Origin of the sequence: Marivivens niveibacter (assembly GCF_002150005.2) — a bacterium.
Lineage (GTDB): Bacteria > Pseudomonadota > Alphaproteobacteria > Rhodobacterales > Rhodobacteraceae > Marivivens > Marivivens niveibacter.
On the sequence record NZ_MSPP01000005.1, the window covers coordinates 12,472 to 35,515 of the forward strand.

Annotated in this window: 24 protein-coding genes; 10 read left to right on the forward strand and 14 right to left on the reverse strand. The window is 51.6% G+C overall.

The annotated features are described in order from the left end of the window. Positions 1-132 precede the first annotated feature (132 nt). On the forward strand, positions 133-2,244 hold the full coding sequence (locus BVC71_RS12745) for an ATP-binding protein (RefSeq protein WP_086452081.1): 2,112 nt from the start codon (positions 133-135) through the stop codon (positions 2,242-2,244). Positions 2,245-2,261: 17 nt separating this feature from the next. Here BVC71_RS12745 and BVC71_RS12750 read toward each other — a convergent pair whose 3' ends face one another. After that, the gene (locus BVC71_RS12750) at positions 2,262-2,699 is read right to left on the reverse strand and encodes an Rrf2 family transcriptional regulator (protein WP_086452082.1); all 438 of its coding nucleotides are present in this window, start codon (positions 2,697-2,699) and stop codon (positions 2,262-2,264) included. A 104-nt stretch (positions 2,700-2,803) separates the two neighbouring features. Between BVC71_RS12750 and BVC71_RS12755 the strand changes: the two genes are divergently transcribed. The 4 genes from BVC71_RS12755 (at position 2,804) to BVC71_RS12770 (ending at position 5,978) form a co-directional block, all read left to right on the forward strand. Next, positions 2,804-4,009, forward strand: a complete 1,206-nt coding sequence (locus BVC71_RS12755; protein WP_086452083.1) for a GTP-binding protein — start codon at positions 2,804-2,806, stop codon at positions 4,007-4,009. After that, complete coding sequence (locus tag BVC71_RS12760) at positions 4,006-4,278, forward strand: DUF6525 family protein (protein WP_086452084.1); 273 nt, start codon at positions 4,006-4,008, stop codon at positions 4,276-4,278. Before BVC71_RS12755 ends, BVC71_RS12760 begins: the two co-directional genes overlap by 4 nt. Positions 4,279-4,419: 141 nt before the next feature. Beyond that, on the forward strand, positions 4,420-5,094 hold the full coding sequence (locus BVC71_RS12765) for a DUF1007 family protein (protein WP_086452085.1): 675 nt from the start codon (positions 4,420-4,422) through the stop codon (positions 5,092-5,094). Continuing rightward, a complete protein-coding gene (locus BVC71_RS12770; RefSeq protein WP_086452086.1) occupies positions 5,085-5,978 on the forward strand; it encodes a nickel/cobalt transporter in 894 nt (297 codons plus the stop codon). Before BVC71_RS12765 ends, BVC71_RS12770 begins: the two co-directional genes overlap by 10 nt. Here BVC71_RS12770 and BVC71_RS12775 read toward each other — a convergent pair. The 6 genes from BVC71_RS12775 to BVC71_RS12800 form a co-directional block, all read right to left on the reverse strand. Beyond that, on the reverse strand, positions 5,975-6,832 hold the full coding sequence (locus tag BVC71_RS12775; protein ID WP_240516853.1) for a DMT family transporter: 858 nt from the start codon (positions 6,830-6,832) through the stop codon (positions 5,975-5,977). The two genes, BVC71_RS12770 and BVC71_RS12775, sit on opposite strands and share 4 nt — an antisense overlap. A gap of 40 nt (positions 6,833-6,872) precedes the next feature. Further along, positions 6,873-7,637, reverse strand: coding sequence for an ABC transporter ATP-binding protein (locus tag BVC71_RS12780; protein ID WP_086452088.1), 765 nt, complete (start codon positions 7,635-7,637; stop codon positions 6,873-6,875). Continuing rightward, positions 7,634-8,671: a FecCD family ABC transporter permease gene (locus tag BVC71_RS12785; protein WP_095531950.1), complete on the reverse strand. Its 1,038-nt coding sequence runs from the start codon at positions 8,669-8,671 to the stop codon at positions 7,634-7,636. Before BVC71_RS12785 ends, BVC71_RS12780 begins: the two co-directional genes overlap by 4 nt. Continuing rightward, the gene (locus tag BVC71_RS12790) at positions 8,671-9,675 is read right to left on the reverse strand and encodes an ABC transporter substrate-binding protein (protein WP_086452089.1); all 1,005 of its coding nucleotides are present in this window, start codon (positions 9,673-9,675) and stop codon (positions 8,671-8,673) included. Before BVC71_RS12790 ends, BVC71_RS12785 begins: the two co-directional genes overlap by 1 nt. Positions 9,676-9,877: 202 nt before the next feature. Beyond that, positions 9,878-10,618: a hypothetical protein gene (locus tag BVC71_RS12795; protein WP_086452090.1), complete on the reverse strand. Its 741-nt coding sequence runs from the start codon at positions 10,616-10,618 to the stop codon at positions 9,878-9,880. Between the two features lie 159 nt (positions 10,619-10,777). Then, positions 10,778-11,260 carry a hypothetical protein gene (locus tag BVC71_RS12800; protein WP_133064541.1) on the reverse strand — a complete coding sequence of 161 codons (483 nt, stop codon included), beginning with the start codon at positions 11,258-11,260 and terminating at the stop codon, positions 10,778-10,780. Between the two features lie 387 nt (positions 11,261-11,647). Between BVC71_RS12800 and BVC71_RS12810 the strand changes: the two genes are divergently transcribed. Beyond that, a complete protein-coding gene (locus BVC71_RS12810; RefSeq protein ID WP_086452267.1) occupies positions 11,648-12,700 on the forward strand; it encodes an alcohol dehydrogenase family protein in 1,053 nt (350 codons plus the stop codon). 38 nt (positions 12,701-12,738) lie between these two features. On the opposite strand, the gene BVC71_RS12815 is transcribed toward BVC71_RS12810, so the two are convergent. Genes BVC71_RS12815 through BVC71_RS12835 form a run of 5 tightly spaced genes read right to left on the reverse strand, consistent with a single transcriptional unit; the run spans position 12,739 to position 16,945 of the window. Then, positions 12,739-13,611: an NAD(P)-dependent oxidoreductase gene (locus BVC71_RS12815; protein WP_086452092.1), complete on the reverse strand. Its 873-nt coding sequence runs from the start codon at positions 13,609-13,611 to the stop codon at positions 12,739-12,741. 23 nt (positions 13,612-13,634) lie between these two features. Further along, positions 13,635-14,060, reverse strand: a complete 426-nt coding sequence (locus tag BVC71_RS12820; RefSeq protein ID WP_086452093.1) for a GlcG/HbpS family heme-binding protein — start codon at positions 14,058-14,060, stop codon at positions 13,635-13,637. Positions 14,061-14,085: 25 nt separating this feature from the next. Then, on the reverse strand, positions 14,086-15,369 hold the full coding sequence (locus BVC71_RS12825; RefSeq protein WP_086452094.1) for a TRAP transporter large permease: 1,284 nt from the start codon (positions 15,367-15,369) through the stop codon (positions 14,086-14,088). Positions 15,370-15,380: 11 nt separating this feature from the next. After that, positions 15,381-15,908, reverse strand: coding sequence for a TRAP transporter small permease (locus tag BVC71_RS12830; protein WP_086452095.1), 528 nt, complete (start codon positions 15,906-15,908; stop codon positions 15,381-15,383). A 59-nt stretch (positions 15,909-15,967) separates the two neighbouring features. Next, entirely contained in the window at positions 15,968-16,945 is a 978-nt protein-coding gene (locus BVC71_RS12835; protein ID WP_086452096.1) for a TRAP transporter substrate-binding protein, read from the reverse strand. Between the two features lie 274 nt (positions 16,946-17,219). Here BVC71_RS12835 and BVC71_RS12840 point away from each other — a divergent pair, with 274 nt between their 5' ends. Genes BVC71_RS12840 through BVC71_RS12850 form a run of 3 tightly spaced genes read left to right on the forward strand, consistent with a single transcriptional unit; the run spans position 17,220 to position 20,066 of the window. Then, positions 17,220-18,179, forward strand: coding sequence for an NAD(P)-dependent oxidoreductase (locus BVC71_RS12840; protein ID WP_086452268.1), 960 nt, complete (start codon positions 17,220-17,222; stop codon positions 18,177-18,179). Continuing rightward, positions 18,176-18,925 (forward strand): class II aldolase and adducin N-terminal domain-containing protein, encoded by a 750-nt coding sequence (locus BVC71_RS12845; protein WP_086452097.1) that lies wholly within the window; start codon positions 18,176-18,178, stop codon positions 18,923-18,925. The genes BVC71_RS12840 and BVC71_RS12845 overlap by 4 nt, the downstream gene beginning before the upstream one ends. Before the next feature lie 22 nt (positions 18,926-18,947). Continuing rightward, positions 18,948-20,066: a TauD/TfdA family dioxygenase gene (locus BVC71_RS12850; RefSeq protein WP_086452098.1), complete on the forward strand. Its 1,119-nt coding sequence runs from the start codon at positions 18,948-18,950 to the stop codon at positions 20,064-20,066. 7 nt (positions 20,067-20,073) lie between these two features. Here the strand turns inward: BVC71_RS12850 and BVC71_RS12855 are convergent, their stop codons facing one another. Continuing rightward, positions 20,074-20,964 carry a LysR family transcriptional regulator gene (locus BVC71_RS12855; protein WP_086452099.1) on the reverse strand — a complete coding sequence of 297 codons (891 nt, stop codon included), beginning with the start codon at positions 20,962-20,964 and terminating at the stop codon, positions 20,074-20,076. 97 nt (positions 20,965-21,061) lie between these two features. On the opposite strand from BVC71_RS12855, the gene BVC71_RS12860 reads away from it, so the two are divergent. Then, entirely contained in the window at positions 21,062-21,559 is a 498-nt protein-coding gene (locus BVC71_RS12860) for a lactoylglutathione lyase family protein (RefSeq protein ID WP_086452100.1), read from the forward strand. Between the two features lie 39 nt (positions 21,560-21,598). On the opposite strand, the gene BVC71_RS12865 is transcribed toward BVC71_RS12860, so the two are convergent. Continuing rightward, positions 21,599-23,026, reverse strand: a complete 1,428-nt coding sequence (locus BVC71_RS12865; protein WP_086452101.1) for an aldehyde dehydrogenase family protein — start codon at positions 23,024-23,026, stop codon at positions 21,599-21,601. Positions 23,027-23,044: the final 18 nt, after the last annotated feature.

The window sequence follows — 23,044 nt, forward strand, 5'->3', positions numbered from 1 at the left end:
TCGATTGAAGTATCAAGCTGACTCTTTCGGTGATCTATATATACAAAAGTATATTTACTGGCCGTTTTGCTGAAGCCCGGGGTTGTTTGACCCATTTTTGCGACGTTTCTATCATTACAAGGATCGCGTTAAATGTCAGGTATGATGACGCATAAAACCAAAAAGGTCGTTCGCGATTGGTGGCTATATCTATTGGGTATCGGCCTTGCGTCAGCGATTGGTCTAGTTGTGCTTTTTGCAATGCATGAAAATGATAACCAACGCCGTTTATTTTCGACCGAGATTACCCAAATCGATGATGCGGTTATCGATCTGCAAAATCAGCTAGGTTATGGTGGATTCATCCATAATTTTAAAAACGCTGTCCTTAGGCCTTCTGAGAAAGACAGATACTTGGCCGACCTTACGTTTAATGTTGACCAAATTATGCAGGCAATCGCACGTCTAGAGGCGAATTTTCCTGAGTTGGAGCAGCCACTTGTCGATTTGGTCGCCACCCTAAATGAATATGCAGAAAATGCAGAATTGTTGTCGAACTTAGATTATTCAGACCCTCTGGTTGCTGACCGTCTGGTGCGCGTGTCCGATGATGATGCGATTTCATCTTTGCTTGTGCTGTTAGAACAGCGTCGAAAACATACACAGGCTGCTTATGAAGAGTTGGTCTCTAGATCCAACACCTTGTACCTCAGTTTTGTGACGCTGGTCGTTGTGATGATCTTTTTGACTGGCGCGCAGTATTTTCAATTCCGAAATCGGCGAAATTTCTTCCGCTATACGGCGCGGATGAACGCCATTGCGGGCTTGTTGATTGAACGTACAGGTTCTGCAATTTTGCAGTTAGATTCACAGGGGAATGTGATTTTGGCCAACGAAAAAGCCAAAACGGATTTCGGTTTCCTGATTGACGATGACATGACCGCCGAAGAAGCAATTTTGCTAAGTATTCCCGATGTAAAAGTCGGCGATGGCATGTGGACTGCGTTCTCTGGTGGGGCGGTTCATGATCAGGTCGTGTCGTATAACTTTCCTGATGGGAGCTTTCGTCACCTGCGCATATTTTCCGCGCCGATTGCAGGCATGGATGGCGCAGACACAACAATTGTCCAGCTAACGGATATTACATCGATTGTTTCGTCCGAACAGGCCAATCAGCGTACGCGTATGGTATATACGATCGGTCATCTGGCCCGAGGTATCGTGCATGATTTCAGAAACGTAATCGGTATTTTGCGGATTTCTTTGAAATCTATCGAACGTCGAATTGATGATACCGATACTAGGGAAATGATTGAAAATGCGCGCGAAGCGTTGGATGTGGGTTCCGGCTTGGCTGACCGATTGTTGAACTTTTCAAAATCCGGTGGCTACGGCGAAAGAGATACGTTTGGTCTGGCGACGCTACTGAGTGAGCTAGAAAAAATGGGCGCTCAGATTTTGGAAGGGCATGGAGTGATTGTTCTAGACAATCCGTTCCCTGACGCCCGCATCTCGGGCAACTACAACTCTTTGTTGGCTGCTTTGATCAACCTCGTTGTTAATGCGCAGCAAGAGTTTGAACGAACGTCGAAAACCGATGGTTTGGTGCGCATCAGTGTGACGTTGTCGACAACGATTTTTGGTTCGCCGTCTTGGAATATTGTCGTGGCGGATAACGGTGAAGGTTTCCCACCTGAATTACTGTCGTCTAACAGCGTTGGAAAAACCACAAAAACTGGCGGGTTTGGAGTGGGTCTGCAAGTGGTCAAAGCGTTGGCTGCTGAAATGGCTGGGCAATATGAGGTGAAAAATAATGACAGCGGCGGCGCAACGATTTCTTTGAATTTGCCAGCTGCGATCGATCCGTCAGAACAATTAGATCAATACGCTCCTAGTCGCGAGGAGACGTTGGTATTGGTCGAGGATCACGACTACATCGCGGCGCCTTTTAAACGTGGTTGCCAACGGTTGGGTATCAATTTTGTTCACTATACCAAAGCCTCGGACGCTTTGGCGAACCTACCGAATATTCGCGTTGATTTTTTGATTACGGACTTTGATCTGGCCGAAGAAAAATCAGGTTACGATGTTGTCGCATGGGCCAAAGCGAATTTGCCGGATACCCCCATTGTCGTGTTTACCAAAGCGGATCCTCACATGCTGCCGTCAATTCGGGCGCTTGATGTACCGATAATCAACAAGGCAGAGTCCGCATATAAACTGCAGCAAATGATCGAAGAAAAATTTGCGACCGACAGTTTTTAAGGTTTCATAGTTTTAGACTAGCTGTGGTGATTTTGGCAGTGGCTGCAGGATTTTGGGTGAACGTCTGCGATTGTGGTTTCACGCAATCGTTCAACAAGGTTTGTTTCGATATCATCCAAAACTTCGGTAACGCGCGATTGTAGGCCTTCTTCGACATGGCACTGCGCGGTCTGATAACCGTCCGTATTTCCCGCAACGATGCGTTCTTCTAATGCCAAATAAACGTCAGCCAGTGTGATGGATTCAGCAGGCTTGGCCAATCTCCAGCCGCCAGAATGACCCTTTTCAGACGATAGTAGACCTGCTTCGCGCAACTTTCCTAACACCCTGCGCACAACGACAGGGTTCGTTCCTGCGTGATCGGCAATATCGGCAGACGTGCGCATGGAATTGGGGTCGCTGGCCATATGGCCAAGCGTATGAAGGGCAAGTGAAAGGCGGCTGTTTCGCTTCATGTCGGGCTCTATCTATTGTCGAAATAAATGTAACATTGATAGTTGCATTAATCTAGTAACTACGTAAGTTGCGTGAACGTTGCTTTGCCAGTTGGAGATTCTGGATGTCAGATAATCGATTGCCCGTTACCGTCCTGTCCGGCTTTTTAGGTGCCGGAAAGACGACGCTACTGAACCGCGTTCTAAATAACCGTGCGGGGCTGCGTGTTGCGGTCATTGTCAATGACATGTCAGAGGTGAACATTGACGCCGATCTGGTGCGCGCAGATACCGAACTGTCCAGAACGGACGAAACGCTCGTTGAAATGTCGAATGGATGTATCTGCTGCACATTGCGCGATGATTTATTGTCCGAAGTGCGCCGGCTCGCTGCCGAGCGGCGTTTTGATTACCTTTTGATCGAAAGCACTGGCATTTCGGAACCACTGCCCGTCGCGGCGACTTTTGATTTCCGTGATGAATATGGACAAAGCCTGTCTGACGTTGCCCGATTGGATACCATGGTGACTGTGGTTGATGCTGCCAACCTACTGCGCGACTATTCTAGCCACGATTTTCTGCGCGACCGCGGCGAAGTTTTGGGCGAAGAGGATGAACGCACTTTGGTTCATTTGCTAACCGATCAAATTGAATTTGCCGATGTGGTGATCCTGAACAAGGTTGCTAATGCGACAAACGCACAAGTGGATGCGGCCCTAAAAATCATCCGTAGTCTGAATGCCGATGCCAAAATCATCCAGACAAACCATTCCGATGTTGACCCTCAACAGGTTCTGAATACGGGTCTGTTTGATTTTGAAAAGGCGCATGAGCATCCGATGTGGGCAAAGGAACTATATGGATTTGCGGATCATGTTCCTGAAACCGAAGAATATGGTGTGGCGTCCTATGTGTATCGTGGGCGGCAGCCATTTATCCCAGAAAAGATACTGGCGGTTCTGAACGACGACATGCCTGGTGTAATCCGTGCAAAAGGACATTTCTGGATCGCGACGCGACCCGAATGGGTCGCAGAATTTTCACTGGCTGGCGCGTTATCTAGTGTCAAACCCATCGGTACATGGTGGGCTTCTGTCCCCAAAGATCGATGGCCAGACCATGAATCTGCTGGTGATTATCTCAAACAACATTGGGTAGAACCATGGGGCGACCGACGTCAGGAATTGGTGTTTATCGGATCTGGCATTGATTGGCCCGCACTGAAAGCACGGCTAGACGCGTGCCTTGTTCCTTTGGTTGTGGCCGCCGGACCAAAGGCGTTGCCCTTGGACTTGCCTGACCCATTCCCAGGATGGAGGAATGCAGCATGAACCGGAATTTAGGGCAAACCAGCCTGCGCCGCAGACGGCGCAACGGCGACCCCATGAGCAGCTTTGACGCGTTGCCGGCACCGGTGCGCCATTGGGTATCTCAAGCGGCGCTCCCTTGGTCGCCGGCTTCTGTTCGACGTATTTGGTCGAAATCTAGGGCCAAGGGGTTATCGGATGATGATGTGATTGTCGTGCTGGGCGAAGCTGAAGCGCGGACATTGACCAAGGACAAACATTCGACCGCATCATTATTAGCCGCCAAGTCATAATCGGCTTGTGACGAGCCGACGTCATATCGGCGTTAGTTCGCAAAAGGACTAAATGGGGGCTGTGACTGGTCGGGATTTGCTGTAAAAATCGCCATGAAAACATTGGCAAATCTGTTGGGTCAAGAAAGCGAATAACGGCGTATGATACATGGACTCACACACCGTGCCCGCATGGCGATCTATGGACCGTTGATGTGTCTGGTCGCAGCTACGTTTGCTGGTCCTGTGGTTGCGCACCCGCATGTCTTTGTCGATGGCGGCGTCGACTTTGTCGTCGAAAACGATCAACTTGCGGCTTTGCGTGTAACGTGGGTCTACGACGAATTTGAAACGCTATACATTTTGTCATCGCATGATCTATCGCTGAATTTGAACGGCGGTCTAGGCGAAGAAGATCGAGCCGCACTAGAGCAATATCGCAGTGATTGGCCTAGTGATTTTGATGGGTCAGCGCATTTGAAAATCGACAACCAACAGATTGCGTTACAATGGCCGACAGGACTAAAGGCGGATGTATTGGATGGTCGGTTAAAGATTACCTTTACCCGCGAATTGCAACAGACGGTTCCGGCGTCAGACTTGGCGGCCAGCGTTGCATTCTATGAATCCACCTACTTTTTTGCCTTTTCCATCACGCAAACGCCGGAAATTTTTGGTAGTAGCAGCGCGTGTTCCGCCGAGGTTATAAAGCACGATCCTACTGAACAAGATGAACAGGTGCAGGCGGCGCTAGCGAAATTGAGCCGCGAAGAAACATCTTCGATAGCTAACGTCGGCGCGTTATTCGCAGACAGGATCGAATTGAAATGCGATTAGCCCTGTTTCTAATTGCTGTTGTTGTCGTGGCAATCAGTACGATCCATTTTGTTGATCTGGCGCGGTTGTCGTATTGGGCGATTGATGCACAGCGAGCGTTCCAAAACCAAATGGCGGGCGCGATCCGTGCGCTAAAGTCTGGCGAAGTGGGTGCTTATGCTACGCTATGCGGCGCGCCCGCTGCATATGGTTTTGTGCATGCATTGGGTCCCGGTCACGGAAAATATCTAATTGGTGGGGTGGGGCTCGGGTCATCTGTTCCAATGTCAAAATTGATCGGCTTGGCGACGGTCTCCAGCCTGGCGCAGAGCGTTTGGGCTATCGTTCTGGTATTCGGAGGGTTTGCGATTGTCAAAGCCTCTGCGCAGCAATTGACCACAATGGCAGAGGAGTATCTGGCACCTATCAGTTACCTTGCTATTGCGGGTATAGGGGTGGTGTTTATCTGGCGGGGTTTAAAAACAGCTTGGCAGGTGGGTTTGACGCGCCACGATCAACACGAACACGCCTGTGAACAACATTGCAATTGCGCAGCGCATGGCCCGACGCCTGATCAGGTCAACGGCGTTCAATCGATCCGCGAAGCGATAGGGTTGGTAATCAGTATTGCCATTCGGCCCTGTACGGGCGCGATTTTCTTGCTCGTGATTGCATGGCAGATGGAACTTGCCATGGCAGGTGCGGTTGCCGTTATTGCAATGGGTTTGGGTACAGCAACGTTGACATCCATCGTTGCTGTATCCAGCGTCTTCGCCCGAAACCTTGCCGTGCTGTCGATAGGCCATCATCCGCGGTGGGGGTTGATCATGCCTGGTGTCCAAATGTGTTCGGGTATTGTAATCGCCGCCGTCAGTCTTAGCCTTCTGGGCATTAGACTGGGTTAGCGAGTTTTGCTAAGTGATCCACGCTTCGGTCTTGCCACGATTGCCCCAGTTAGAATCAAAGGCACAGCGAACACAAAAGACCATGTCGGGATTTCTGCGAACACAAGGAAACCCAAGATGACTGCCCAAAAAATAGATAGGTATTCGAACGGTGCCAGTGCGGCCGCGTCAGCGTGACCAAAGGACATCGTCATCAAAATCTGAGCAACCCCACCCAATAGTCCCGCGCCAATAAGCAAAACCAGTATGTCGAAGTCCGGCCAAACCCAACCAAATGGCCATGTGATCAGCCCAGCTACTGTGCACGAGACAGCGAACCAGAATGCGACTGTTCCGGCCCTTTCGCCTGCGTTAGTTAGCCTGCGTACAAAGATCAACGCAATCGCCGTTAGGATCGCGCTGGCTATTCCAAATGCGATACCGAAAATCGTCGATGATGGGAAAACGCCGACAAACGCGGGAACGCAGAATACGGCGGCACCAGAAAGGCCGAGTGTAACGGCTGCGATCCGTCGTTGTGTTAGCTTTTCGCCCAGCACCCACCATGCCAATAGCGCAAGGATCACGGGTGCGAGGTACGATAGCATATTCGCCTCTGCCAAGGGCAATATACGGATCGTCGCAAAGGCCGTGAACATAGCGCCCACACCAGCCAAGCAGCGCCAAAAATATCCTAAGGGACGATTGGTATTTAACCCGTCTGGCCATGCGCCTTGCCACCACAAAAAGGCGACCAGCGGGATGAGTGCCACAGCGGATCGAAAAAATACGATTTCACCCAGTGGCACTTTTGTCCCGATGGCTTTGATGCAGACCGCCATCAACGCAAAAGCAAGCGTCGAGGCGATGCGCAAAAGAATTCCAAGCCGTTCGTTTCCCAATGAGGTCGCCTGCCTATTGCGCTGCAAAGCGGATATGCGGCGCCGCGTCCTCTGCGCCCATCGTGATTTCTGCTGATACCCGAAATACGTCCCTTAATAGCGCCGGTGTAAGTACCTCTGCTGGTGTGCCGCAGGCCCGAATTTCACCGCTTTCCAACACCACGATCCGATCGCAAAACATCGCGGCGAGGTTCAGATCATGCAGTGCGATAATCGATGTCAGGTCCAATGCGCGGACCATCCGCAGAATTTCGATTTGATGGTGAATGTCTAGATGATTTGTAGGTTCATCCAGAAACATGACCTGTGGTTCTTGGGCCAGCGCGCGGGCAATATGAACCCGCTGACGTTCGCCGCCCGATAGCGTTTGCCACGGCTGCCTGCGCCGCGTTGCCATATCGACCCTGTCCAGCGCCTGATTAACGGCGTTGTCGTCGGCCTCTGTCCAACCGGCAAGAGCGGAGCGGTGCGGTGTGCGCCCCAGTCTTATCACATCATTCACGGTGACGTTGGTATCGGTTGCCGCGCTTTGCTGTACGAACGCCAATTCACGCGACAACGCCTTGCGTGGAATCTGTGCAATGTTTTTGCCGTTGATTTCGACCGTGCCAGACGCTGGTTTTTTCAAACCCGCCAACAGACGCAGAAGGGATGATTTACCTGATCCATTTGGACCGATCAGTCCAACGGTTTCACCCTTGGCGACATGCAGGGACACATCGCGGACAATGGGTTTGCGCTTTACGCCCCAAATTAGGTTTTGCGCTTTTACCGTCATATCTGCGGCCTCGCGCGGTAGAGGATGATCGCAAAGAAGGGCACGCCGACAAGCGCCGTGACGACCCCGATCGGAACGGTTTGTTGGGTCGCAATCATCCGCGACGCGATGTCAGCGATAACCATAAAAACGGCGCCGATCATGGCGCTGGCGGGCAATAACCGCATATGCATCGGGCCGACGACGTAGCGCGCTGCATGGGGCACAACCAAACCGACAAAGCCGATGGCACCAACCATGCTGACGATCGTGGCGGTCAACAGCGCTGTGACGCCAAATAGAACCAAACGGATACGCGCGACAGGCACGCCCAATGCAGCTGCGTCTTCGTCGCCAAATGTGAAAGCGTCAAGTGATCGCGCCATAAGAATGCAAATGGTCAGGCATACGATAACAACGATGCCCAGTAGGTAAAAATCGGGCCAGCGGACGCCTCCAAAACTGCCCAAAAGCCAGAACATAACGTCGCGCGCCTGTTGGGCGTTTCCCGATGTGGTCACGATGTAAGAGGTCAGCGCATTGAATAATTGCGATGCGGCTACCCCTGCAAGGATCGTATGGTTTGGCCCGCTGGTTGCGCCGTTTGACAACAGCGCAACCAAGGCAAACGCGGCAAAAGCCCCTGCAAATGCGCCTAGCGACAGAGACAGGCTGCCCGCGCCTATACCCAAAACGATCACACAAACAGCGCCCGTTGATGCGCCCGCAGAGACACCCAATACAAACGGTTCAGCCAACGCGTTTCGCAATAGCGCCTGCAAGATAGCACCACACAGCGCAAGGCCAGCGCCCGCAAGCGCAGCGATCAGTGCACGGCTTAGTCGAAGATTCCAAACCACGCTTTGTTCAATTGGGGGGATCTCTGCCTTGGTCAGGCCAAGTTCATTAGTGACTGACAAAAAGACGGTTTTTACGGGAATATTATAATCGCCAATCGCCGCTGCGGCAGCAACGGCGAACATCAGGACGATTACGCTGATAAACAAAAAGAGGGCGAGGCGCGAAGCCCCACCCTCCATCGCATTGGATGACATTATTCCAGGTCCATTGCCTTGATTTGTTCGGCCACTTGTTCAGCGCCGTAGATGGTACGAATGCTTGGGTTCATCGATGCACCCGCCATAACAGCGATGCGGCCGTTTTTGATCGCATCCATTTGGCTGACGGTTTCATCGGATGTTAGGAACTCGATTTTGTTTTCCGCGGTGTCCAGATCCCAGCGGTTACGATCAACTTGCGCGGCAACGAAAATAGTTGGGTTAGTAGCCATGATGCCTTCCCATCCCAGTGCGGGCCAATCTGCATCGGTCTGGATAGCGTTAGAGCCGCCCAGCAGGTCTGCGATGTAACCAGATGGTCCTTTGCCGCCGCCCAGATAGGCGTCATCTTCTGGCGATGGGCTCGAGAACCAGAAAACAAAAGTCAGGTCTTCGTCTTGGCCAAATTCTGCGCGCAGAGCGGCTTCGCGTGCTTTGAAGTCTTCGATTAAGGCTTGTCCACGATCCGCAACGTCGAAAATGCGGGAAAGATCGTCGATCTCTTGATACAGCAGGTCCATGCTCCACAGCTCGTCACGAGACCCATAAGCATCGCCGCCATCTAGAGTGGTCGAACACGCCGAAGGCGACAGGTAGGTGGGAATGCCAAGGTCTTCGAAATCCGAACGCTTCGCCACTTTGCTGTCGGGGCCAAGCAATGTGGTCAGCATTGCTGCAACAAAATCCGGTTGTTTCGAAAGAACGCTTTCTAGCGTTGGGAATTCGACGGTTAGTACCTCAACCTTGTCGTTTGCTTCTTTCAGGTCGTCTAGAACGGCGTTCGGCCAAAATGCACTAGCTGCCATGCGATCTTCTAGACCCAACAGCAGCATGATTTCCGCACTGTTCTGGCCTAGTGCGACTGCGTTTTGTGGCGCCTGTTCAAAGGTTACGATTTGGCCGCAGTTTTCAATGGTCAGCGGGTAATCTGTAGCCAAGGCAGCTGTGACGGATAGCATAACAGCCGTCGTAGCCGCAGCGAAAAGTGATGAGCGAGACATGGGAGGAGTCCATTTCTGATTTATTTAGTCGGGTATGGACTACAGTCGAGCCGGGGAAGATTCAAGAGTATTTTTGTCGGGAATTAGAGGGCGGCTTTTTGCTATCCGCCCCGCTAATTTATTCCCGCGCATATCCAATCGCAGGCATTAGGGTTTTAACCTCGATGCTGGAACTAAAGCGAGGAGCGAACCCCTCAGAAATTTATACGGCTTCCGAAAGGTCGTTGTTCACTGTCGTATGTTCAGCAACGTCCAGCCAAAGCTGATCGATTTGATCTATTACCCTCTGGTCAAATTGGTGCTCAACCTTCCAGTAACGTCCATCTGGAACCATGTAGTTTGCAGATGCTTCAGCATTTAGCGCGCGTTCGATGAGGCTGCTTTGAAATTCCATCGGTCGTACAGAGTTTAGGTTTTTGTAGGTCGCGCGCGGATAGATAAGACGACTGCTAGGCGCATCCGATAGATTCACCATTGCGCAGTTCGACTGAGCAGCGAGTGCCAAAAGTCGCGCCGATTTAGCTTCTAGCGATCGAAGTGTGATGTCTTGGCGCAGTGGGTCAGCCGTACCTTTGCCATAGAAATGTGTAGGTCCCGTGCTGGGATAAATCATATCACATCCGATCATAGCTATGACGCGTGGCTTGAGCGCGGCGAGTGCCCAGTAAGCTGCGGTAAAGGCCATTGTGCCTCCGGCATAAACAAACCCACCGACTTGGTTCTGCAACGGCACATAATCCTTTGCTCCGACAATTTTTTGATCGGTTTTAAACACCCTTGGGCGCCGATCTATGGGGAAATCCTCGGGGTGAATAAGATAGTCCCAATCGGGTCGTACGCGCCATGCATTGTTGATCGCAACGATGTTGTGGGACGGATTGCGGCGCCACTCGATCGACTTGAGCGCTCCGGGTCCGGAACCGAGAATAATAACGACGCACACGGCTTATTCTCCAATTTGACATGACTGTGCTCGGGTGGAGATAGGGCAAACCAAGGGTGTAGCAATTGAAATCTGCCCCCAATCGTTGGTTCTGGTGCGATTAGGTCATTTTGTCACTTTGTCTGAATTCGACGCGCGCTTTGATTTTTATTTTGATGACTAGTCTGAACCGAAACGGAAACTGCGCGTCGTGGCATGCCCTAACGTCCAGACCCGACATTCGATGGAATAAAGGTCTGGTTCGTTTTTCAACAGGGTCAGCAGGTTGCCCGATTTTTCGATGATCGGCAAAATTTGTGGGTGATACAGGTGTTCGTCGCGTTCCAATGTCACTTTGGTGTCGTCGGCTACGGTCACTCGGGTGAAATCGTGCGTTTTGACGTGTGTTCGAATGGATTTGGCCAGCAAAACACCGCTAGAGCCGCTTTCATCAGCCAGTCGATAGCGCAGATAGCGGTTTACCGTGATGTCCAAATCATCGTTAGTCGCGTTCAGAATTGGTAAATACAGGCCGCCATCGTCGCCTATTTCGATTTGCCCGATGCTAGTTTCCCAATTTGTATTTTTCGATTGGGGCGAGGCCTCAGCTCGGTTGCGATTGAACAGGTAAATGCCTGCGCTAAAGGTGATCATGATCAGCACGAAAACCCATGAGGGATTTAGATTTTCAAAAATCAAAAACATGGATGCGAATGTGGCCGATTTTGGACCCGTTGTCTTGGTCTCAGTTCCGTAATCAAATTAGGGGAGATAGGCAAAGCGTCTAATCCTTTTTGCGGCGGCATTTGGGCCTTTTTGCGGATCAATACCTTAGTACACTGCGTGAACAGGGCGTCGCAGAAATGATGGTGTGCGTATATTCTGGGTGCGATTGAGACCTAATCCACGCAGAGCTATTCGGGTGGCAGTCAAGTTATAGGCGAACTTTGGAATTTCCTCGCGTCATTTGGCGGCTGAAGGGTTGTAAGCAATCCCCGTTGTTACTGAAATAGCGGAAAACCACGAAAACTGATTGCTATGCAAAAAACCATGAAAGCTATCGTCACCACAGGAAACGGTGGCTACGACAAACTAGAATGGCGCGAGGTGCCATTACCCGATGTTGGCATCGGCGATGTTCTAATTCGTGTGACTGCTGCTGGCGTGAACAATACCGAAATCAATACGCGTTTAGGCTGGTATTCGTCGTCGGTCAGAGACGCGACAAGCGATACCTCAGATATTCAAACGCGGTCCGATGGCGGCTGGAACGCTGCGACTCCTTTCCCGTTTATTCAAGGCACCGACTGCTGCGGCGAAATCGTAATGGCCGGATCTGCGGTGGATCAGGGACGAATTGGGGAACGGGTCATCGTCCGATCTTGTATGCGTCCAAATGGTTTTGAACAGCCCGACAATATCTGGTTAGGTTCAGATTTCGACGGTGCGTTCGCACAATATGTGGCCGTTCCCGCAACCGAAGCGTTCGCAGTTCAGTGTGACTGGACCGATGCCGAGCTTGCCTCGATTCCATGCGCGTATGGAACAGCGGAAAACATGGTTGAACGCGCAGGCGTTCGGCAGGGCATGACTGTGTTGGTCCCTGGCGCGTCAGGCGGCGTTGGGTCCGCGATCATTCAATTGGTCAAACGGCGCGGGGCGAAGGCTATCGCGATTACGAGCCGTGAAAAAATCACGGATATTCGTAACTTGGGCGCTGATTTGGTGTTAACGCGCGACGATGATCTGTTGGCAACGCTAGGAGAAGGCAAAGCCGATGTTGTCATCGACAATGTCGGCGGCGCGGGCTTTCCAAACATGCTCAAAGTGTTGAAACGCGGCGGACGATACGCGACCTCGGGCGCAATTGCTGGTCCCATCGTAGAGCTAGACATGCGTGATATGTACCTCAAAGATATCACGCTGATCGGGTGCACGGGATGGGATGCCGCGGTTTTTCCCAATCTCATCTCGTATATTGAGGCGGGTGAAATTCGGCCACTGGTTGCGGCCACTTATCCGCTGCAGGATATTGTGCAGGCGCAAAAGGACTTCAGCGCGAAATCCCATGTTGGCAAATTTGTTTTGATACCACCGCAGTGATTAAAGGGCGGCGCAGATGGGCGCCGCCCTGCGTTATTTTACGATTTCAGGAACAAGTCGTAGATTTCTGGAACGTTGCCTTGGCCCATGCCGGCATCAAATGCGTTTTGCAGATTGTTTGACGTGGCTTCGGCGATTGTTGAACGTGTTTCTAGATCTTTGGTCATTTCAACAAAGTAACGCAGATCTTTGTTTGCGTTTGCGATGGAAAAGCCCAAATCACTTACGCCATCGACCGCGTAGTTTTTGCAAAACTGCATGAACGGCGAATTCGATGGACCGGTGGACATAATCTGAAATAGCTGTCTGCGGTCAACGCCTGCTTTCTCGGCCACGGCAAAAGCTTGGGACATGGTGCAGACTGTTGTCATACCCATAAAGTTATTGATCAGCTTGGTTGTGTGACCTGCGCCCAATTCACCAAGGTAGAAAACATTTTCGCCAAGGATATCCAGAACGGGTTTCACTTTGGCAAAATCGGCATCATCACCGGCGGCCATGATGTTCAGCAGACCGTCCTTTGCGTGGGCTGGCGTGCGGCCCAGAGGGGCGTCTACCATGCCTGCACCTTTGGCCGTCAGATCAGCGCCAATTTTGCGCGTGGACGCCGGAATAGAGGTGCCAAAGTCGATCACAACACTGCCCGGTTGAACACCGGCCAAGATGCCATCGTCGGCATACATGATGCTTTCGACTACTTCGGACGTTGTTAGGCACAACATGATGATATTGCACTGTTCTGCCAGATCTTTTGGGGATTTCGCCTCGGTTGCGCCGCGAGCGACCACAGCTGCAACAGCGTCAGCATTCAGATCCATCACTACCGGTTTGAAACCGTTTTTCTGTAGGCATTCGACCATGTTGCTGCCCATTAGGCCAAGGCCGATAAAGCCGATTTTTGTGGGGGCCATTTTGTGTCTCCTCGTAACGATACTTAGGGGTTTTGTGCGGCCCATTCGCGGGCTGCTGTTTGTGCGATTTCGCGATCTTGGTCCGGCGTGCCAGAGCTGACTCCGATTGCGCCGATCACGGTGTCCGCGTGGAAAATAGGAATGCCGCCTGCGATGATCATGAAACGGCCATTCGCAGCCGTCCAAACCCCATAGGCGGGTTGCCCGGGTTGGGCCGCGTTGGCTAATTCATGGGTTCCTTTGCGGGTGCTGGCGGCGGTGAAGGCTTTGTCGATCGCGATTTCGGCGCTGGACGCTTTGGCGCCCTCCATGCGTTCGAATGCGATCAGGTCGCCCGCCTCATCGCAAATCGCAATGCACACAGGCACATTCATTTCGGTTGCTGCCTGACGTGCGGCCGCAAGGATTGTGCGGGCGTCGTCGATATCGGCCCGTTGGATGGTTTTCATGACTACTCCTTTGATGTCAGGCGGCTTAACCGCCCAACAGATTTGGTAGAGTGAGAGAAATTGCAGGTACGAAAGTGATGAGCATCAACGCTGCAAAGATCGCTAGGTAGAATGGCCAGATTGTTCTGACGGCTTTTTCCATCGGCAAATTGCCGACCGCACAGCCAACGAACAGACACGAACCAACTGGCGGCGTGCATAAACCAAGCCCAAGGTTCACCAACAAGATCATACCGAATTGTAGTGGATCGACGCCGATGCCAACGGCTACTGGTAAAAAGATCGGAGTGCAGATCAAGATCAACGCAGCCATATCCATGATCATACCCAGCACCAGTAAGACGATGTTGATCATCAACAGGATCATGATGGGGTTGCTGCTGATGCCCGTCATGGTTTCGATCATTAACGAAGGCACCTGATAGAATGTCAGCATATAGGCAAACGCACCCGCGCAGGCGATCAGAACCATCACCATCGACGTGGTTTTAACCGAAGATTTCACCGCGATTTTGAAACTTTCCCACGTAAGAGCGCGATAAACGACCAAGGTGACGATGAATGCATAGATTGCGCCAAATGCACCGGATTCCGTAACGGTAAAGATGCCGGACAGAACACCGCCCACGATAATCACAGCGGTCAAAAGGCCCGGAATTGCGCCGAAAAACGCTATGGCCAGCGCGGTCCAGCCTGGGAATTGTTCCGCTTGATAACCGCGGCGGACGGCGATGATGTATGACACGATGGCCAAACAGACGCACATCAAAATGCCTGGCACCACGCCTGCCAAGAACAGTTTGGACACGGAAATGCCACCACCTGCCGCGATTGCGAAAATGATCATGTTGTGGCTGGGCGGAATAATGATGCCCGCAATCGACGATGTGACTGTCACGTTCACCGCATAGTCCGCGTCATACCCTTTGTCCTTCATTACAGGAACAAGGATCGACCCCAACGCAGAGATGTCCGCAATCGCGGAACCGGATATGCCGCCGAACAACATTGATGAAAATACATTCACAATGCCCAATCCACCGCGCACAGCGCCGACTGCAGCCGAAGCAAACCGAACCAACCGCGCGGCGATGCCGCCATGGAACATCAGTTCGCCCGCAAAAATAAAAAACGGAATCGCCATTAGCGAAAACACGTTGATGCCTGAAATGATCCGTTGAACGCCGACCATAAGGGGCAGGCCTTCGAACCAGAACGCCGCAAGAGACGCGATGCCAAGAGCAAAGGCAACTGGCGTGCCTAAGATAACCGCGAATGCGAATATCCCTAACAGAACTGCTAGTCCCATTTTATTCTTCCTTATTCGATGCTGTCTGCACGCTCGTCACGACCGATGAGGACTCGGATTATGTGACCGATAGAAAACAGTAAAATCAGCCCGCCCATGATGGTTAGAGGCAGCGAACGGTAACCTTCGCTAATGCCGATCAAGGGGATCATGGTGTTCCATTTGAACATCGTAAGTTGGGCGCCATAGACCACCAAAACCACGCCAAACACAGCCATCATTGTGTCGGTCAGTAGCACCATAACTGTGCGAACCTGCGTTGGTACGACAAAGCGAAATGCCACCACTGACAGATGCGTATGTTCGCGGACACCAACGGCCGCGCCTAGAAACGCGATCAACATGATGAGTAGTAGCGAATATTGTTCGACCCATGTCGGCGTCGCATTCAATACGTAGCGGCCAAAAACCAGCCACCCGAACATGATTGTCATCAATACTAGGGCGACACCCGTTACGACGCGGCAAATCCACACGATGCCGTCAAATAGTTTGTCCATGGCCGATAGTGCCGCTGGCACGTCTGATTTATCTACCATGATTTATCCTTTCATAATCGGCACTGCCGAGGTTACAGGCAGTGCCGACCGGTCAATGGTTATTCAGTCGCTTGCGCGATTTCGACCAATGTACGCATGTCTGGATTTGCAGCTAGATAGTCATCGTAAACAGACACCATTGCAGCCTGAAACGGGCCTTTGTCTGCGATTTCATTCACCGCAACACCAGCGGCTTCTACCTCTGCGCGGGCCTCTGCGGATTGGACGGCCCACAGTTCGCGCTGGTACATGGCGGCCTCTTCTGCGGCACCGCGGACGGCGTCCTGCATCTCTGGCGATAAGGCGTTGAAGTTCGCGGTGTTAACGCAGATGCATTCAGGAATGATCAGGTGTTCCGACAGCGAATAGTTGGACGTAACTTCGTAGTGGGCGACGTTTTTGAACGAAGGGAAATTGTTTTCCGCACCGTCTACAACGCCGGTTTTCAGGGATTGATACACCTCGCCAAACGCCATCGGAGAAGGGTTGCCGCCCATCGCGGAAATCATTGCTGTGTAAAGATCATTGTTCATCACGCGGATCTTTAGGCCAGCAACGTCTTCGGGCGCGTTAATTTCTTTTTGGGTGTAAAAGGAACGCGCGCCAGCATCGAAATATGCCAGTGGCAAAATACCCGCGTCCGCCATCGCGGCCGAGACGATTTCACCAGCTTCGCCGTCCAAAACGCGGAACATGTGCGGGACGTCTTTAAAGATGAAAGGCAGCGATACCAGGTTTGCTTCTTTCACGATCGGACCAATCGGGCCCAAGTTAAAGTTGCCAACATCGATCGCGCCCAATTGAACCTGTTCCAGTGCGTCAGGCTGGGATCCCAAAACGCCGCCATGATAAACAGAGATTTCCAGCTCGCCGCCAGTCGCCTCGGCGGCGAGTTCGGCAAAACGGTCCATTGCGGCGGTGTTCGGGTGGCCATCGCTATGGATGTTCCATGCGCGCCAAGTTTCAGCGCCAGCAGCTGTACCCATCAGTAGCGCGGCGGTTGCAGATGCCATCACGAATTTCATTTTAATCGACATATCATCCTCCCTATGTGTCGAAATCGGCCAATTGACGAAACGCCATAGCACGCTCAACTTCTCCTTATCGATTGTGCTACATCAGCCGGTCATGGTGGAATTTTCACCAATCTGGGCACATAAGGTTACTAGTATACCAGTTAAGTCAATACCTAAAATTTGCTAACTTTCGTACCTTCAATCTCAGCTTAGCCTCAGCACATATTTGCATCGTTTCTCATTGCAGGTCGGATTTGCGACGGTCGTCCTAACGCAGAAAATTTTGGGACACGTTATGAAGATCGGTTTCGTAGGGCTGGGAAATGTTGGTGGCAAACTGTGTGGCAGTTTGTTGCGCAATGGTAATGATGTCAGTGTGTTAGACCTGAATCCTGCTCTTGTTGCGGAATTCGTGGCCAAAGGTGCAACAGCTGTTTCAACTCCGGCAGAGTTGATGGATCGGTGTGATGTCGTGATCACCTGTCTGCCATCACCGGCGGCGTGCAAGGCTGTTTTGACTGATATGTTGCCGACAGTTACGCCGGGCAAAATCTGGCTGGAAATGTCGACAACCGACCACGCGGCGATGATGGAGCACGCGAAAATGGTCCAAGAACGCGGCGGATTGGCCGTCGATTGTCCCGTTTCTGGCGGCTGTCACCGTGCGGATACCGGCAATATTTCAATTTTTGCCGGATGTGACCGCGGAACATTCGAAACTGTTCTGCCAATTTTGAAAACGTTGGGTCGCCGCGTCTTGCACACAGGTGATGTTGGTACGGCATCGATTTTGAAAGTCGTGACAAACTACCTTGCGACCGCCAATTTGGTGTCCGTCTGCGAAGCCTTGGTCACATCCAAAGCCGCTGGTATGGACATGAACGTCGCCTACGAGGCGATCAAAATTTCATCAGGGACATCCTTTGTCCATGAAACGGAATCGCAGGTAATTTTGAATGGATCGCGCGACATTTCATTCACGATGGATTTGGTCGCAAAAGACATTGGCCTGTTTCAATCCATTGCCGATGCGGCCAACGTGCCGTTGGAAATTTCACCGCTGCTGAACCAAATTTTCAAAGATGGACAGGAACGGTACGGCCCGCGTGAACTATCGCCTAACATCATTCGCAGGCTAGAAGATGCGACTGGATTAGACATTCGAGCCCCAGGCTTCCCGCCCGAAATGATCGATGACGAACCCGAGGAACAAGGCTACGAGGTCGTTCCACAAGGTAAGGCAGCGGTCTTATGAAATTGCCGGCAGCGAATATCGAACACTGGGCCGAACGGGTTGAAATGGCTGCGGCGTTTCAATGGACCGCCCGCCTGAATATGCACGAAGCGGTGGCAAATCATTTCAGTTTGGTAGTCAACGATGATGGGTCCCAATTTCTGATCAACCCTAACCAAAAGCACTTTGCGACGATCAAAGCGTCTGATTTGTTGCTGCTGGACGCGCATGATCCAGATGTTTTGAACCGCCCCGATGCACCTGATTTGACCGCTTGGGGGCTACATGGGGCCATTCATCGACGTTGCCCGCATGCGCGATGCGTTATGCATGTGCATTCCATGTTTTCAACGGTATTGGCCTGTCTTGCGGACAGTCGTTTGCCACCAATCGACCAGAACACGGCTACGTTTTTCAATCGACTGGTTGTCGACGAAAACTTTGGCGGTTTAGCGCTAGAGGACGAAGGCGAACGCTGCGCCGCGCTTTTGACGGATCCGAAAGCCAAAGTCATGGTGATGGGCAATCACGGCGTAATGGTTTTGGGCGATAGCGTGGCCGATGCGTTCAACCGTTTGTATTATTTTGAACGCGCCGCGGAAACCTACATTCGCGCGCTGCAAACAGGGCAACCCCTGCGCATCATACCCGATGACGTTGCCGAAGCGACCGCGCTGGAACTGGAAAATTATCCAGGGCAAGCCGACGCACATTTGGCTGCTATTTGCCAGATCTTGGATTCTGAACACTCGAACTATGCGACTTAGTTTCGTCAAATAGGTGACTAACATGCCTGATATTTCTGTAACTCTTGGACCAAAGGGACTGACATTAACGTCACCCGATGGCGAGTTTTATCTAAACTATTGCTGGCTACGTGATGCCTGTAGCAGCTGCATCGATCCGCAAACGCGCGAACGTATTTTTGACGTCGCTTCGTTAGAACAGCTACCAACCGCAAAAGAGGCTTGGGTCGATGGAAACTTTCTGTATGTCGACTGGGCTGCCGAAGACCTGATTTCTAAAATCTCTTTCAGCCAATTGAACGGAGCCGAGGCGACCGATCCGGCGGCCTTGCCGAAAAACCTGTGGTATGGTGATTTTCTACCGCGTATCAAACAGTTCCGCCAAAGTGATGTGCTATCGGATGATGCCGCGCGGGCCGAATTGTGCCGTGCCCTGATCGAAGATGGCATCTCAATCGTCACCGAAATGGATAACGATGACGACAGTTTGCCCCGGCTGGTGAATGCGATTGGCCCAATCACCCCGTCTGCCGAAGGTCTGTTTTTCGATGTACAGGTCGAGATTGACCCGACAAACCTTGCGTTTACGGCGGGGCCATTGGAAATGCACACCGATTTGCCCGGCGAAGAAACGGCCCCCGGGGTGCAATTTTTGCACTGCATGGCAAATTCCGTCGAAGGCGGATTATCGTTGTTCCTAGACGGCGCCGCTGCTGCCGAAACCTTGCGCGCCGAAGACCCTGACGCGTTTGATATCCTGTCCACCTATGACATCCCGTTTTTTTATCGACATAACAATTGGGACTACCGCGCACATCAGCGCGTGATCGAATTGGATACCGCAGGTCGCGTAACGGGGGTCACGATATCTCAGCACTTGCAGGACAATTTCGATCTGCCCCAGCATGTTCTGGATTATTACTATCCCGCGTTCATTAAGTTTCTAAAGCTGCTGCAAGAGGACCGGTTCCTAATCCGATTTAAATCTCAGGCTGGAAACTGCGTGATTTTTGATAACCACCGAATTGTCCACGGCCGCGAAGGATACGTTGCTGATAGCGGAAAACGGCATATGCGCGGGTGCTATACTGATCGCGGTGCATTGCGCAGTACCTATCGTGTTCTGGCGCGGAAATTGGCCAGTCAAAACCAATCCGTATAACGGCACCCTAATGTGACAGCGTTTCTGCGATATCGCTGACCGCCTGCATAACCTTGGTCATGCGGGCGGAAATGATTTTGTTTTTGCGCGTAATCAGCCGAAGTTCACGGAATATAGGTTTTACTACATTCGCAATCCGAATTCGGTCCAATTGCGCATAGGCCATGACTCCACTGCGCGGAAGAATTGTGTAACCAATACCCGCGGCCACTGGCATGAGGATTTGGCCAATCTGATTTATGTAGCTGCGTTTGTTGAGCCGATCTGCCCCCGCATATTCATCCGCAAAATTCTGCATAAACAGCATGTCCGCGTACCGTTGGGCGTCAGGGTGTTCGATGATGCCGATGCTCTCTAACTCGGCAAAAGTGGGGGTTGGGCTGCAGTCATGTGGGACGATCAGGCACAATTCTTCGGTGCCTATGATTTTGGAATGTAGCCTTGGGTGTTCAATCGGGGATGCGACGATCCCCATGTCAAATGTGTCGTCCAAAACACCTATTAGAATTGCGTTTTCGGGCGCTGCCTCAATTTCGATCGACAATTGGGGCGCCGCCTGCATCAAATGTATCGCGCGTGGATAAGCAAGCATGGCAAAACTGCCCGAGCAGGCCAGCTGTACCCGACCGATATCGGGATCATCCATACCGATCATTTCACGTAGCTGAGTTTCCTGCAGCCGGCGTTTGATGCCCATTTCATGCACCGCAACCCCCGCTGGGGTTAAAATAAACGATTTTCCATCTTGGACGATCAAGCGCTGACCCAGCTGCTGTTCTAATTTGCGCAACTGTTGGGACACACCCGGTTGGGTCATGTTCAGACGCTCTGCGGCGCGAGTAAAATGGCCTTCTTCGGCCAATACAGTAAAGGTTTCGATCCAAGTCGCGTTCAGCACGGTGATAACGTATTGTTATGTAATTCAGTACATATGATAATTTCATATTCTTACAGGTCAGGTCTACACCCAATTCATAAAATGAATGGAGCTAACTATGACCCAATTCCCGCGAACATTTTCGCACATCGGCCTGTCTGTCCCAGATGTAGAGGCCGCCGTTAAATTCTATGCAGACGTTATGGGGTTTTACGTTCTCATGCCCCCCAGCGTCGTGACCGAAGACGATAGCGCGATTGGTCAAATGTGTACGGATGTGTTCGGCCCTAACTGGAAAAAACTGTCGATTGCCCATCTTTCGACAGGTGACGGCATCGGGATCGAATTATTTGAATTTAATGACAATTTTGCGCCCGATGAAAACTTTGCCTTTCGTCGCCACGGCACTTTCCATTTTGCCATTCAGGACCCAAATCCCGAAGCCTTAGTCGAAAAAATTGTCGCCGCAGGTGGCAAACAGCGGATGCCTATTCGTGAATATTTTCCAGGCGAAAAACCATATCGGATGGTCTACGTCGAAGATCCGTTTGGAAATATCTTTGAATTGTATAGCCACAGCTATGAATTGACCTATTCGGCAGGTTCATACGCCTAAATATAAAAACGCCGCCCTGTTTCGGACGGCGTTTTTTGTTTATTTTTGGAACGGAGCGCGGACCTTGAGTTCTTGATAGTCCTCAAGGCCGTAAATGCCGCCTTCGCGTCCGATCCCTGATTTTTTATATCCGCCAAAGGGGGATCCGTAATCGGACCCGCGGCCGTTGATCGCAATGACGCCCGCCCGCAAACGTCGCGCCACGCGTTCGGCACGCTCAGCGTCGCCTGTCTGAATATAAGCGGCCAAACCATATTCTGTGTCGTTCGCGATCTGGATTGCGTCCTCTTCAGTATCAAAAGGAATGATAACCAAAACCGGACCAAAGATTTCTTCGCGCGCGATACGCATGTCGTTTGTCACGTCAGAAAAAATCGTCGGGCGGACATACCATCCGTTTTCTAGCCCTGTTGGTTTTCCCAAACCGCCAGCAAGCAAAGTCGCGCCTTCGTCAATGCCGATCTGAATCATCTTTTGAATGCGGTCATATTGGATTTGATCGAACACGGGGCCAATGTGGTCGCCGGGCAGGGACGGGTCATCCACCTTTTGCGCATCGGCGGCAGCTTTGGCCAAATCCAGAACCTGATCATAGCAGCTGCGTTCGACCAAAAGGCGCGTCGGCGCGTTGCATGACTGCCCCGAATTGTCGAAACAATTAGTGACGCTTTCGGCGATACGTTTTTCCAAATCACAATCCGCAAACACCAGATTAGGTGATTTGCCGCCCAATTCCAAAGTCACCTTTTTGATTGTGTCGGCGGCGTCTTTAGACACTTGAACGCCTGCGCGGGTGGAACCTGTAAAGGACATCATCGCAATATCCGGATGGCGGGACATCGCGGCGCCCACTGTCGGACCATCGCCGTGAACCAAGTTAAAGACGCCAGCAGGATACCCAGCGGCATCCACAATTTCGGCATAGATTTGTGCAGAAAGAGGCGTGTGTTCGGATGGTTTTAGGACGCAGGTCGATCCCGTCGCCAAAGCAGGAACAACCTTAAGCGCGATCTGATTAATCGGCCAATTCCATGGCGTGATCATGCCAATGACACCAATGGGTTCGCGCGACAGGATATCACCATTCGGCAAAGTTTGTTGTTCGGCCTGATCCTTAAGCGCTGCGATGAACGATTGCAGATGTCCGATGCCGCTATCTGCCTGTACATCATACGACATGGTCGTAGGGGCGCCCATTTCTGCGGTGATTGCATCTGCCAAGTCCTGCTGACGCCGTTTTGTTTCGGACAAAAGATTGTCCAATAGGGCCAAACGTTCCTCTTTCGTCGTCATTGAAAATGTTTCAAAGGCTTGCTTTGCCGCTGCAACGGCGCGGTCGACATCCCCGATTTGCCCCATGTACAAAGTGCCGATTTGCGAATTATGCGCAGGGTTCATGATGGGCATTGTGTCATCACCAATCGGTTTGACCCATTCGCCGCCGATGTAAAATTTGTCTATATTCATCTATCTGTTCACTGTGCT